The organism is Pseudomonas sp. ICMP 10191 (assembly GCF_001467335.1).
Classification (GTDB): domain Bacteria; phylum Pseudomonadota; class Gammaproteobacteria; order Pseudomonadales; family Pseudomonadaceae; genus Aquipseudomonas; species Aquipseudomonas cerasi.
The window spans coordinates 147,296-160,082 of record NZ_LKGW01000013.1; the positions used below are offsets into that span (position 1 = coordinate 147,296).

Genomic DNA, 12,787 nt, shown 5'->3' on the forward strand with positions numbered 1-12,787 from the left:
GCGTCTGATCTTTGATAACGCAACGAATTTTGTAGGAGTTGTATTGTGCGTAAGTTGACTCAACTGGTAATGCTGGCAACCGTACTGGTCGCAAGCCCTGCATTCGCCGACATGAAAATTGCGGTACTGAACTATCAGATGGCCTTGCTGGAATCTGACGCTGCGAAGAAATACGCTGTCGATGCCGAGAAAAAATTCGGTCCGCAACTGACCAAGCTGAAAAGTCTGGAAAGCAGCGCCAAGGGTATCCAGGATCGTCTGGTCAGCGGTGGCGACAAGATGGCTCAGCCTGAGCGCGAGCGTCTGGAGCTTGAATTCAAGCAAAAGGCCCGCGACTTCCAGTTCCAGTCCAAGGAACTGAACGAAGCCAAGGCAGTTGCTGACCGTGAAATGCTCAAGCAGTTGAAGCCGAAGCTGGATCAGGCTGTAGAAGAAGTCATCAAGAAAGGTGGTTTCGACCTGGTTTTCGAGCGCGGTGCGGTGATCGACGTCAAGCCTCAGTATGACGTGACTCGTCAGGTCATCGAGCGCATGAACCAGCTGAAGTAACCATGAGCATAACCATCAAACTCGGTCAGTTGGCCGAGTTCCTTGGTGCCACGTTACGTGGCGACAAGGACAAGGACATCACCGGGCTGGCCTCTTTAGAAGAGGCTGGCCCTGGTCAAATCAGTTTTCTGGCAAAATCCAAATACCGTCAATTCCTGGTCGATGCCCAGGCTGCTGCCGTGCTGCTCAAGCCCGCAGATGCCGACAGCTACACCGGAGATGCGCTATTGGTCCCGGATCCTTATCTGGCTTATGCCCGTATTTCGCATTTTTTCGATCCCAAGCCCAAAAGCAGCGCAGGCGTTCATCCGACGGCCTTGATTGCCGAGGATGCACTGGTTGATCCTGCCGCCAGCATTGGCGCTTTTGCCGTCATCGAGAGCGGTGTGCGCATTGCAGCAGGTGTCACCATCGGTGCGCACTGCTTCATCGGCGCTCGCTGCGAGATCGGTGAAGGCGGCTGGCTGGCACCCCGTGTGACGCTTTATCACGATGTGCGCATCGGCAAGCGTGTGGTCATTCAGTCGGGTGCTGTGCTGGGCGGTGAAGGTTTCGGCTTTGCCAATGAAAAGGGTGTCTGGCAGAAAATCGCACAAATCGGCGGCGTCACCGTGGGTGATGACGTCGAGATCGGTGTTAATACGGCGATCGATCGCGGTGCACTGGCTGACACACGCATTGGCAATGGCGTGAAACTGGATAACCAGATTCAGATTGCTCACAACGTTCAGATTGGCGACCACACTGCGATGGCCGCGTGTGTCGGCATTTCCGGAAGCACTAAAATCGGCAAGCATTGCATGCTTGCTGGTGGTGTTGGTCTGGTAGGGCATATCGAGATTTGTGATGGTGTTTTCATCACCGGCATGACGATGGTGACGCATTCCATTACCGAGCCGGGTTCCTACTCGTCCGGTACGGCCATGCAGCCGGCCGGCGAGTGGCGCAAGAGTGCAGCTCGTCTGCGCAAAATCGATGATATGGCGCGACGTCTGCAAAAGCTTGAAAAGGCCATAGAGACGGTGACCTGCGCTGATAATCGCTCATCTGATGGCTGATACCTTTTTAATATCAAGCGTGCTCAGTCGATAAACTGCCTCCTTGATGTAGAGGGGTGCTGCGCAGTCGCGACGCACTCCTAATCTTTACTACAGGCTTCCCCTCGAAATGATGGACATCAAAGAAATTCGCGAATACCTGCCTCATCGTTACCCGTTCCTGCTGGTGGATCGCGTGACCGAGCTGGATATCGAGAACAAGAACATTCGCGCCTACAAGAATGTCAGCGTCAATGAGCCTTTCTTCAACGGTCACTTTCCCGAGCATCCCATCATGCCCGGCGTGCTGATCATCGAAGCGATGGCGCAGGCTGCCGGTATTCTTGCGTTCAAGATGCTCGACTCCAAGCCTTCGGACGGCACGCTCTATTATTTCGTGGGCTCGGACAAACTGCGTTTCCGTCAGCCGGTCCTGCCGGGCGACCAACTGGTTCTTGAGGCGAAGTTCCTGAGCAGCAAACGTCAGATCTGGAAGTTCGAATGCAAGGCTACCGTTGATGGCAAGGCAGTCTGCTCTGCCGAAATCATCTGTGCGGAACGCAAACTATGAGTTTGATTGACCCTCGCGCAATCATCGATCCGACGGCCGTTCTGGCCGACAATGTTGAGGTCGGCCCTTGGTCGATCATCGGACCCGGTGTGGAAATTGGCGAGGGTACAGTTGTCGGTCCTCACGTTGTCCTCAAGGGGCCAACCAGAATCGGCAAGCACAACCGTATCTACCAGTTTTCATCGGTGGGTGAAGACACGCCTGATCTGAAATACAAGGGCGAGGAAACCCGCCTTGTCATCGGCGATCACAACGTGATCCGCGAAGGCGTGACCATTCACCGCGGGACCGTTCAGGACCGTGCCGAAACCACGCTGGGTGATCACAACCTGATCATGGCCTATGCCCATATCGGGCACGACAGCGTGATCGGCAACCACGTGATTCTGGTCAACAACACCGCCCTGGCAGGCCATGTTCATGTGGATGACTGGGCTATCCTGTCGGGCTTTACTCTGGTCCATCAGTTCTGCCATATCGGTGCGCACAGCTTCTCCGGCATGGGCACTGCGATCGGCAAGGATGTACCTGCGTTCGTCACGGTGTTTGGCAATCCGGCCGAGGCGCGCAGCATGAACTTCGAGGGCATGCGTCGTCGGGGTTTCTCCGAAGAAGCCATTCATGCGCTGCGCAGAGCCTACAAGACGGTTTATCGCCAGGGGCTGACCATCGGCCAGGCGCTGGCCGATCTGGCAGAGCCTGCGGCGCAGTTTCCTGAAGTGGCCATATTTCTTCAGTCCATTCAGACGTCGACTCGCGGCATCATTCGCTAATCATGACCAGTCCACTCTGTATCGCTCTGGTCGCGGGTGAAGCATCCGGCGATATCCTCGGATCCGGTTTGATGCGTGCCCTCAAGGTGCGCCATCCCGATATCCGCTTCATTGGTGTCGGTGGTCCGTTGATGGAAGCCGAAGGCATGCAGTCCTTCTTCCCGATGGAACGCCTGTCGGTGATGGGGCTGGTTGAAGTGCTCGGGCGACTGCGCGAGCTGCTGGCCCGGCGCAAGCTGCTGGTCCAGACCCTGATCACTGAAAAGCCGGACGTCTTCATCGGCATCGACGCCCCTGATTTCACGCTCAATATCGAACTTCAGCTGCGTCGCGCCGGCATCAAGACCGTGCACTACGTCAGCCCCTCAGTCTGGGCCTGGCGCCAGAAGCGTGTGCTGAAGATTCGTGAAGGCTGTGATCTGATGCTGACCCTGTTGCCGTTCGAGGCGCGTTTCTACGAAGAGCAGGGCGTACCGGTGCGCTTCGTCGGGCATCCGCTGGCAGACACCATCCCCCTGGAGTCCGATCGTGCAGGTGCTCGCGCTGGCCTGGGATTCGCGCAGGATACGCCGGTTGTGGCATTGATGCCGGGCAGCCGGGGCGGTGAAGTGGGGCGTCTGGGCGCATTGTTTTTCGACACGGCCGAACTGTTGCTTGCCCGGCGCCCGGGCCTGCGCTTCGTACTGCCGTGCGCCAGCCCGCAGCGGCGGGCTCAGGTGGAACAGTTGCTGCAGGGTCGTGATTTGCCCGTCACGCTGCTCGACGGCCAGTCGCACGTTGCTCTGGCCGCCTGCGATGCGGTACTGATCGCCTCCGGCACGGCGACCCTGGAAGCGCTGCTTTACAAGCGTCCCATGGTGGTTGCCTACCGCCTGGCGCCGCTGACCTTCTGGATACTCAAGCGAATGGTCAAGAGCCCTTATGTGTCGCTGCCGAACCTGCTGGCCCAGCGTCTGCTGGTGCCTGAACTGCTGCAGGACGACGCTACGCCAGAAGCCCTGGCGCGTACGCTGCTGCCATTGATCGAAGACGGTCGCGAGCAAACCGCCGGTTTTGACGCTATTCACCGGGTTCTGCGCCGCGATGCGTCCAATCAGGCCGCCGATGCGGTATTGAGCCTGCTCGGACGGTCGCCTTCACTGTGAGGTCGCCCATGATGCAAACAGGTCTGGATTTTACCCTCGTCGAGGACCTGGTGGCGGGTGTCGATGAAGTGGGTCGCGGTCCGCTGTGCGGTGCAGTGGTAACCGCCGCCGTCATTCTCGATCCGACCAGGCCCATTCTCGGTCTCAATGACTCTAAGAAACTGACCGAAGCCAGGCGCGAAAAGCTCTACGTCGAAATTCAGGAGAAAGCCCTGTGCTGGTTCATCGCCAGGGCTGAAGTCGAAGAGATCGACCAGTTGAATATCCTGCACGCCACGATGCTGGCCATGCAGCGCGCCGTCGAAGGGTTGAGTATCACGCCCAGACTGGCGCTTATCGACGGCAACCGCTGCCCGCAGTTGTCGGTGCCTTCGGCGCCGGTGGTAAAGGGTGACTCCAAGGTACCCGCCATCGCCGCCGCATCGATTCTCGCCAAGGTAAGCCGGGACCGGGAAATGGCGGCGTTTGAACTCATCTATCCGGGTTATGGCATCGGTGGGCACAAGGGTTATCCTACGCCGGTGCATCTGGAAGCACTGGCCCGGCTTGGGCCTACGCCCATTCATCGGCGTTCCTTCGCTCCGGTGCGTGCAGCCCATGAAGCGCGCGCCACGCTGATGCTCGGCGGCTCGCTTCCGTTGTCAGCCGGTTTGCTGCAGGACTGACGTTTCACTCCGGGCCAGCTACAATCCTGCCCTTCGTTTTTTGTATTTTCGCGTTTTATAGGATCACCATGCCGGCTTCTTTCGTTCATCTACGCCTGCACACCGAATATTCTCTGGTTGACGGTCTGGTCCGGGTCAAGCCGTTGATCAAGGCGCTGACCGGCATGAACATGCCCGCCGTGGCGGTGACCGACCAGAACAACATGTGTTCGCTGGTCAAGTTCTACAAGGCCGCTCAAGGCTCCGGCATCAAGCCGATCTGTGGCGTCGACCTATGGCTGGCAGGCAGGGACGAAGATGCCGCGCTCAGCCGCATCAGCCTGCTGGCCATGAATGCCCAGGGCTACCGCAACCTGACCGAGCTGATTTCCCGAGGCTTTATCGAAGGCCAGCGCAACGGTCAGATCGTCATTCAGCGCCAGTGGGTCGCGCAGGCCAGCGAAGGCGTGATTGCGCTTTCCGCGGCCAAGGAAGGCGAGATCGGCATGGCTTTGCTCGGCGGCAATCCGGGGGAGGCCGACGAACTGTTGCGCGAGTGGCTGGAAGTCTTTCCTGACCGCTTCTACATCGAAGTGCAGCGTACCAACCGCGCCAATGACGAAGAACACCTGCACGCTGCGGTGGCCCTGGCCGAGCGTCACGGCGCGCCGTTGGTGGCGACCAATGATGTGCGCTTCATCAAACAGGCCGATTTCGAAGCCCACGAAACCCGCGTATGCATCGGTGAAGGCCGTGCGCTGGACGACCCGCGTCGCTCGCACAATTACAGCGATCAGCAATACCTGAAAAGCCCGGAAGAAATGGCCGAGCTGTTCAGCGACCTGCCGGAAGCGCTGGAAAACACCGTCGAGATTGCCAAGCGCTGCAACATCGACGTCAAGCTGGGCACGCACTTCCTGCCCAACTTCCCGATTCCCGATGGCATGACCATCGATGAGTATTTCCGCAAGGTCTCCTTCGACGGTCTCGAAGAGCGTCTTGCAGTCCTGCTGCCCAAGGACACGACCGAAGATTACGAAGCCAGGCGTCAGGTGTATGTCGATCGGCTGAATTTCGAGCTGGATATCATTATCCAGATGGGCTTCCCCGGTTACTTCCTGATCGTGATGGACTTCATCCAGTGGGCCAAGAGCAACGGCGTACCGGTGGGGCCGGGTCGTGGTTCGGGGGCCGGATCGCTGGTTGCCTATGTGCAGAAGATCACCGACCTCGACCCGCTGGAATACGACCTGCTGTTCGAACGCTTCCTGAACCCGGAACGGGTCTCCATGCCCGACTTCGACGTCGACTTCTGCATGGATGGTCGTGACCGGGTGATCGAGTATGTGGCCGAGAAGTACGGTCGCAACGCGGTGAGCCAGATCATCACCTTCGGTTCCATGGCCGCCAAGGCGGTGGTGCGTGACGTAGCGCGTGTGCAGGGCAAGTCTTACGGGCTGGCGGATCGTCTGTCGAAGATGATCCCGTTCGAAGTCGGCATGACCCTCGAAAAAGCCTACGAGCAGGAAGAGATTCTTCGCGATTTCCTCAAGGTGGATGAGGAAGCTGCGGAAATCTGGGAGATGGCGCTCAAGCTCGAAGGCATTGTGCGTAACGTCGGTAAGCACGCCGGTGGTGTGGTGATTGCCCCGACCAAGCTGACCGACTTCTCGCCGATCTATTGCGATGAGGCCGGTGACGGTCTGGTGACCCAGTTCGACAAGGACGATGTCGAGGCTGCGGGGCTGGTGAAGTTCGACTTCCTCGGTCTGCGTACCCTGACCATCATCGACTGGGCACTCAAGACCATCAACCGCGACCGCGCCAAGGTCAACGAAGAACCGCTGGACATCGCGTTCATCCCGCTCGACGACATGCCGACCTATCAGTTGCTGCAGCGCGCCGAGACCACGGCGGTGTTCCAGCTCGAGTCGCGCGGCATGAAAGAGCTGATCAAAAAGCTCAAGCCCGACTGTCTGGAAGACTTGATCGCACTGGTGGCGTTGTTCCGCCCCGGCCCGCTGCAATCGGGCATGGTGGACGACTTCATCAACCGTAAGCATGGTCGCGCCGAGCTGTCCTATCCGCACGTCGATTACCAGTACGAAGGCCTCAAGCCGGTACTGGCACCGACCTACGGCATTATCCTGTATCAGGAACAGGTGATGCAGATCGCTCAGGTCATGGCCGGTTACACCCTTGGCGGTGCGGACATGCTGCGTCGCGCAATGGGCAAGAAAAAGCCCGAGGAAATGGCCAAGCAGCGCGGTGGTTTCATCGATGGCTGCAAGACCAATAACATCGACCCGGACCTGGCCGGTAACATCTTCGACCTGGTGGAAAAGTTCGCCGGTTACGGTTTCAACAAGTCCCACTCCGCGGCCTACGGGCTGGTGTCGTACCAGACTGCCTGGTTGAAGACTCACTACCCGGCGCCGTTCATGGCGGCGGTGTTATCGGCGGATATGCACAACACCGACAAGGTCGTGACCTTGATCGAAGAAGTGCGCACGATGAAGCTGCGCCTCGACGCGCCGGACGTGAACACCTCGGAGTTCAAGTTCACGGTGAGTGACGATGGCCGCATTCTTTATGGCCTTGGCGCGATCAAGGGCGTAGGCGAGGGGCCGGTCGAGGCGATTACCGATGCGCGCCAGAACGGGCCGTTCAAGGACTTGTTCGACTTCTGCGCCCGCGTCGACCTCAAGCGCGTCAACAAGCGAACGCTGGATGGCCTGATTCGCAGCGGTGCGCTGGATCGTCTCGGGCCGTACTTCGAACTCGAGCCCAAAGCTTATCAGGCCAATATCGATCGTAACCGTTCGGTGTTGCTTGCGGCGCTGGAAGAGGCCATTCAGGCTGCCGAGCAGACAGCGCGCAGTCGCGACAGTGGTCACTCGGACCTGTTCGGCGGCCTGTTCGTCGAAGCGGACGCCGATGTTTATGCGAATCATCGCAAGACCCGTGAGCTGAGCCTCAAGGATCGTCTGCGTGGTGAAAAGGAAACCCTGGGGCTGTACCTGACCGGGCACCCGATCGATGAATATGAAGGCGAGATCCGCCGTTTCGCCCGGCAACGGATCATCGATCTCAAGCCCGCAAGAGACACCCAGACGGTCGCAGGCCTGATCATTGCCCTGCGCGTCATGAAGAACAAGAAGGGCGACAAGATGGGGTTCATTACCCTGGACGATCGCTCGGCGCGCATCGAGGCGTCGCTGTTTGCCGAAGCGTTTCACTCGGCTCAGTCACTGTTGCAGACCGATGCTATGGTGGTGGTCGAGGGCGAAGTCAGTAATGATGACTTCTCCGGCGGGCTGCGCCTGCGGGCCAAGCGTGTCATGAGTATCGAGGATGCCCGCACCAATCTGGCCGAGAGCCTGCGTGTGACGGTGCGTGCCGAAGCGCTCAAGGGCGACCGGCTGCGCTGGCTGGGCGATCTGTGCAAGCGCCATCGCGGTGCCTGTCCGATCACGGTGGACTACACGGGGCAGGACGCCCGCGCATTGCTGCAATTGGGAGAAGCATGGCGGATTGATCCTGCGGACAGCTTGATTCAAGCTCTGCGTGACCAGTTCGGACGTGAGAACGTCTTTCTCCAGTATCGTTGAACGTCGCAGGCTCGACTTGCGCTCAACCCTGAATTTTAATTTCGACCTGAACGCGCCGGTTCCGAACAGGAACGGCGCAGACGGATCAACCGGCCGGCCTCTTGGCCGTCGACCCAAGACGGATGCCTATGAACCCGAATTTTCTTGATTTCGAACAGCCTATCGCTGACTTGCAGGCCAAAATCGAAGAACTGCGCTTGGTGGGTAATGACAACTCGCTGAACATCGGCGACGAGATCTCCCGGCTGCAAGACAAGAGCAAGACGCTCACTGAAAGCATCTTCGGCAACCTGACCAGCTGGCAGATCGCGCGCATGGCGCGCCATCCGCGTCGTCCCTACACGCTGGACTACATCGAAAACATCTTTACCGAGTTCGATGAGCTGCACGGTGATCGTCATTTCTCCGATGATGCGGCGATCGTCGGCGGTATTGCCCGTCTCGACAACCAGCCAGTCATGGTTATCGGTCATCAGAAAGGCCGGGAAGTGCGCGAGAAGGTTCGTCGCAACTTCGGCATGCCGCGCCCCGAAGGCTATCGCAAGGCCTGCCGCCTGATGGAAATGGCCGAGCGCTTCAAGATGCCGATCCTGACCTTTATCGATACGCCGGGCGCTTATCCTGGTATCGACGCGGAAGAGCGCAACCAGAGCGAGGCAATTGCCTGGAACCTGCGTGTGATGGCCCGTCTCAAGACCCCGATCATCGCTACTGTTATCGGTGAAGGCGGTTCCGGTGGTGCGCTGGCGATTGGCGTATGCGACCAGTTGAACATGCTGCAGTATTCGACCTACGCGGTAATCTCTCCGGAAGGCTGCGCGTCGATTCTGTGGAAAACCGCCGAGAAGGCACCGGATGCTGCTGAAGCCATGGGCATCACCGCTGACCGCCTGAAAGGCCTGGGTATCGTCGACAAGGTCATCGCCGAGCCACTGGGTGGCGCGCATCGTGATCCGGTCGCCGCCGCTGCCTTGATTCGCGAAGAGTTGAGCAGTCAGTTGGCGATGCTCAAGGAGTTCGATAACGATGAGCTGCTGGCCCGCCGTTATGACCGCTTGATGAGCTACGGTCTGTAAGCTGCGTCGCCCGATTGCTTCCACGTCTTGCGGGCTTCTGCCCGGAAGGCGTGGGAGCGAACCTGTTCGCGAAAGGACTGGCTTGAGCACTGAAGCGTTTAGTGTGCGAACCCGCCAGACCGGTGAAAAACACCCATGACCACTCCATCACGCGCCGGTCATGATCTTTCTGTCAGGCTTCTTCAAGTTCTGGCCCCCTGGCGCAATGCGCCTGTCTGGCATGTCGGTTTCTCCGGCGGCCTCGACTCAACCGTGCTTTTGCATCTTCTGGCTGAACTCGCCGGCCGCGAAACCCTGCCTGCGCTCAACGCAATCCATGTGCACCACGGTCTGCAGACCGCTGCCGATGCCTGGCCAGAGCATTGTCAGCAGGTCTGCAAGGCGCTCGGCGTGGCATTCGAGTCTGTTCGCGTTCAGGTCGAGCCCGCTGCAAGTCTCGAGCAGGCTGCCCGTCAGGCGCGTTACGGCGCCTTCACTGAGCGGCTGGGTGAGGGTGAGGTGCTGCTGACCGGGCAGCATCGCGATGATCAGGCCGAGACCCTGCTGTTCCGTCTGCTGCGCGGCGCAGGCGTGCGTGGTCTGGCTGCCATGCCCGATCAGCGGGTGCTGGGCCGTGGGCATCTGCTGAGGCCGCTGCTGGATGTATCGCGTATGCAACTGGAAGATTACGCGCGTCGACATGGACTGAACTGGATCGAAGATCCCAGCAATGACGATCAGCAGTTTTCGCGCAATTTTCTGCGCAATCAGGTACTGCCGTTGCTGACCTCCAGATGGCCGCAGGCAGCCGCCAGCCTGGCACGTACCGCACACCACCTCGGCGAAGCGCAGCAATTGCTCGATGAGCTTGCGCTGCAGGATATTGCCAATGCTCAGGCGGCTACGTCGTTCGGCTGGGTTGGCCTGCCGGTGTTGAGTCTCGGGCCGATTGCCGCTTTGTCCGCAGCCCGGCAGCGCAATGCAGTGCGTCATTGGCTTGCGCCACTGACGCGTCTGCCGGACACCGATCACTGGGCTGGCTGGGAGGCGTTGCGCGATGCGGCGCAGGACACGGGTCCGCTGTGGCGGCTCGCCGATGGAACGTTGCACAGGGCGCAGGGCTGCATCTGGTGGGTGCCGGCTGCCTGGGAGCGGCTCTGTCATCAGGCAATGGACTGGACGGACCCTGGTGTGGCGCTGGACTTGCCCGGCAATGGCCGCGTGGTTCTGGAAGGCGAGGCGCCGTCGGGGTGTCTGCAAGTCCGCTATCGGCAGGGCGGTGAAGTGTTACGCCTGGACGGGCGTGGCAGCCGTGATCTCAAGCGCCTGCTCAACGAGCAGTCAGTACCGGCGTTTCTGCGCGGCAGATTGCCGCTGCTCTACCTCGATAACGTGCTGCTGGCCGTCGCCAACCTGCCTGGACTGGACGGTTCGCCCAATGAAAACTGGCGTTTGCGCTGGGTTGCGCCGACCGGCGACCAAAGTTTGAGCTGAAAGGCCCTTTCAGGTAGACTACGCTCCCTTCTTGATACAGCTTCTGTCGGTTCTTTTGAAACGACATGAGTTGCCGGTTACCAACCAGTATTTACTGGGTAATTCTTAAAATGTAGCGCACACCACACTGGCTTCGGCCGGTCGGTTTCAACGCAGCAGTTTCGGGAGTGCACCGTGAATTTTGTCGGTAATCGGGGGCTTCGGCCTTCCTTCGCTATCCCCGGCGGCTCTGACCGCTTTAACGCAGACTTCTAGGGTTTTTCATGACGCGCTACATCTTCGTCACGGGCGGTGTTGTTTCTTCATTGGGGAAAGGCATTGCCTCGGCTTCATTGGCGGCCATCCTGGAGGCGCGGGGACTCAAGGTCACCATGCTCAAACTGGATCCCTACATCAACGTGGACCCAGGCACCATGAGCCCGTTCCAGCACGGTGAGGTGTTCGTCACTCACGACGGCGCCGAGACCGACCTGGACCTTGGTCACTACGAGCGGTTCATCCGCACCACCATGACCCAGAACAACAACTTCACCACCGGCCGTGTGTACGAGCACGTCCTGCGCAAAGAGCGCCGTGGTGATTACCTGGGCGCGACCATTCAGGTCATCCCGCACATCACCGATGAAATCAAGCGCCGTATCATCAAGGGTGCAGGCGATGCCGATGTGGCGCTGGTCGAGATCGGCGGTACCGTAGGCGACATCGAGTCCCAACCGTTCCTTGAAGCCATCCGCCAGTTGCGTTTCGAAGTCGGCGCACGCCGCGCAATGCTGATGCACCTGACGCTGGTGCCGTACATCGCTACTGCCGGCGAGACCAAGACCAAGCCGACCCAGCATTCGGTGAAGGAACTGCGCTCCATCGGCCTGCAGCCTGATGTGCTGGTCTGCCGCTCCGATCACCCGATCGACGTTTCCTCGCGTCGCAAGATCGCTCAGTTCACCAACGTCGAAGAGCGTGCGGTCATCGCCCTCGAAGACGCGGACACCATCTACAAGATCCCGGGCATTCTGCATTCGCAAGGCCTGGACGATTTTGTGGTCGAGCGCTTCGGTCTGCAATGTGGTGGTGCCGACCTGTCCGAATGGGACAAGGTCGTCGACGCCAAGCTCAACCCGGAACACGAAGTGACCATCGCGATGGTCGGCAAGTACATGGAGCTGCTCGACGCCTACAAGTCGTTGATCGAAGCCATGAGCCACGCCGGTATCACCAATCGCACCAAGGTCAACCTGCGCTACATCGACTCTGAAGACATTGAAAACCAGGGCACCGGCCTGCTGGAAGGCGTGGACGCGATCCTGGTTCCGGGTGGCTTCGGTCTGCGCGGCGTCGAAGGCAAGATCACTGCCGTTCAGTTCGCCCGTGAGAACAAGGTTCCGTACCTCGGCATCTGCCTGGGCATGCAGGTCGCGGTCATCGAGTTCGCGCGTAACGTGCTGGGCTGGAAAGACGCCAACTCCACCGAGTTCGACCGTACCAGCGCACACGCTGTAGTGGGTCTGATCACCGAATGGGAAGACGCCACCGGTGCAGTCGAAACCCGTACCGAAAGCTCCGATCTGGGCGGCACCATGCGTCTGGGCGCGCAAGAGTGCCAGCTTGAAGCCGGTTCGCTGGTCCACGATTGCTACACCAAGGACGTGATCGTCGAACGTCATCGTCATCGCTATGAAGTGAACAACAACCTGTTGCCGCAACTGATCGAGGCGGGCCTGAAGATCTCCGGCCGCTCGGGCGATGGCGCACTGGTTGAAGTGGTCGAAGCACCGGATCATCCATGGTTCGTCGCTTGCCAGTTCCACCCGGAATTCACCTCAACGCCCCGTGACGGTCATCCGCTGTTCAGCGGCTTCGTCAAGGCGGCATTGGCTCAACATCAGAAAAATTCCTGACAGGGACTGCAGA

General features: G+C 59.4%; 10 protein-coding genes. All 10 read left to right on the forward strand.

Annotated features, from left to right (window positions below; translation table 11 throughout):
• Positions 1–45 precede the first annotated feature (45 nt).
• The 10 genes from AO388_RS02935 to AO388_RS02980 all read left to right on the forward strand — a co-directional run bounded on the left by AO388_RS02935 (position 46) and on the right by AO388_RS02980 (position 12,774).
• On the forward strand, positions 46–549 hold the full coding sequence (locus tag AO388_RS02935; protein WP_003364839.1) for an OmpH family outer membrane protein: 504 nt from the start codon (positions 46–48) through the stop codon (positions 547–549).
• A gap of 2 nt (positions 550–551) precedes the next feature.
• Positions 552–1,607: a UDP-3-O-(3-hydroxymyristoyl)glucosamine N-acyltransferase gene (gene lpxD, locus AO388_RS02940; protein ID WP_003364838.1), complete on the forward strand. Its 1,056-nt coding sequence runs from the start codon at positions 552–554 to the stop codon at positions 1,605–1,607.
• 109 nt (positions 1,608–1,716) lie between these two features.
• Positions 1,717–2,157, forward strand: coding sequence for a 3-hydroxyacyl-ACP dehydratase FabZ (gene fabZ, locus AO388_RS02945; RefSeq protein ID WP_002554719.1), 441 nt, complete (start codon positions 1,717–1,719; stop codon positions 2,155–2,157).
• The gene (gene lpxA / locus AO388_RS02950) at positions 2,154–2,930 is read left to right on the forward strand and encodes an acyl-ACP--UDP-N-acetylglucosamine O-acyltransferase (RefSeq protein ID WP_003364836.1); all 777 of its coding nucleotides are present in this window, start codon (positions 2,154–2,156) and stop codon (positions 2,928–2,930) included. The genes fabZ and lpxA overlap by 4 nt, the downstream gene beginning before the upstream one ends.
• Positions 2,931–2,932: 2 nt before the next feature.
• Complete coding sequence (gene lpxB / locus AO388_RS02955) at positions 2,933–4,075, forward strand: lipid-A-disaccharide synthase (protein ID WP_003364834.1); 1,143 nt, start codon at positions 2,933–2,935, stop codon at positions 4,073–4,075.
• A gap of 11 nt (positions 4,076–4,086) precedes the next feature.
• Complete coding sequence (gene rnhB, locus AO388_RS02960; RefSeq protein ID WP_058416034.1) at positions 4,087–4,740, forward strand: ribonuclease HII; 654 nt, start codon at positions 4,087–4,089, stop codon at positions 4,738–4,740.
• Between the two features lie 68 nt (positions 4,741–4,808).
• Positions 4,809–8,330, forward strand: a complete 3,522-nt coding sequence (gene dnaE / locus AO388_RS02965; protein ID WP_003433366.1) for a DNA polymerase III subunit alpha — start codon at positions 4,809–4,811, stop codon at positions 8,328–8,330.
• Between the two features lie 128 nt (positions 8,331–8,458).
• Positions 8,459–9,406 carry an acetyl-CoA carboxylase carboxyl transferase subunit alpha gene (gene accA, locus AO388_RS02970; RefSeq protein WP_003364825.1) on the forward strand — a complete coding sequence of 316 codons (948 nt, stop codon included), beginning with the start codon at positions 8,459–8,461 and terminating at the stop codon, positions 9,404–9,406.
• A gap of 135 nt (positions 9,407–9,541) precedes the next feature.
• Positions 9,542–10,879, forward strand: coding sequence for a tRNA lysidine(34) synthetase TilS (tilS, locus tag AO388_RS02975; RefSeq protein ID WP_058416024.1), 1,338 nt, complete (start codon positions 9,542–9,544; stop codon positions 10,877–10,879).
• 263 nt (positions 10,880–11,142) lie between these two features.
• The gene (locus AO388_RS02980; RefSeq protein ID WP_003364819.1) at positions 11,143–12,774 is read left to right on the forward strand and encodes a CTP synthase; all 1,632 of its coding nucleotides are present in this window, start codon (positions 11,143–11,145) and stop codon (positions 12,772–12,774) included.
• Positions 12,775–12,787: the final 13 nt, after the last annotated feature.

Bases quoted from the DNA above. Each gene is read 5' to 3' on its own strand.
- lpxD (WP_003364838.1), top strand. From the start codon at position 552: ATGAGCATAACCATCAAACTCGGTCAGTTGGCCGAGTTCCTTGGTGCC.
- fabZ (WP_002554719.1), top strand. From the start codon at position 1,717: ATGATGGACATCAAAGAAATTCGCGAATACCTGCCTCATCGTTACCCG.
- lpxA (WP_003364836.1), top strand. From the start codon at position 2,154: ATGAGTTTGATTGACCCTCGCGCAATCATCGATCCGACGGCCGTTCTG.
- lpxB (WP_003364834.1), top strand. From the start codon at position 2,933: ATGACCAGTCCACTCTGTATCGCTCTGGTCGCGGGTGAAGCATCCGGC.
- rnhB (WP_058416034.1), top strand. From the start codon at position 4,087: ATGCAAACAGGTCTGGATTTTACCCTCGTCGAGGACCTGGTGGCGGGT.
- dnaE (WP_003433366.1), top strand. From the start codon at position 4,809: ATGCCGGCTTCTTTCGTTCATCTACGCCTGCACACCGAATATTCTCTG.
- accA (WP_003364825.1), top strand. From the start codon at position 8,459: ATGAACCCGAATTTTCTTGATTTCGAACAGCCTATCGCTGACTTGCAG.
- tilS (WP_058416024.1), top strand. From the start codon at position 9,542: ATGACCACTCCATCACGCGCCGGTCATGATCTTTCTGTCAGGCTTCTT.
- AO388_RS02980 (WP_003364819.1), top strand. From the start codon at position 11,143: ATGACGCGCTACATCTTCGTCACGGGCGGTGTTGTTTCTTCATTGGGG.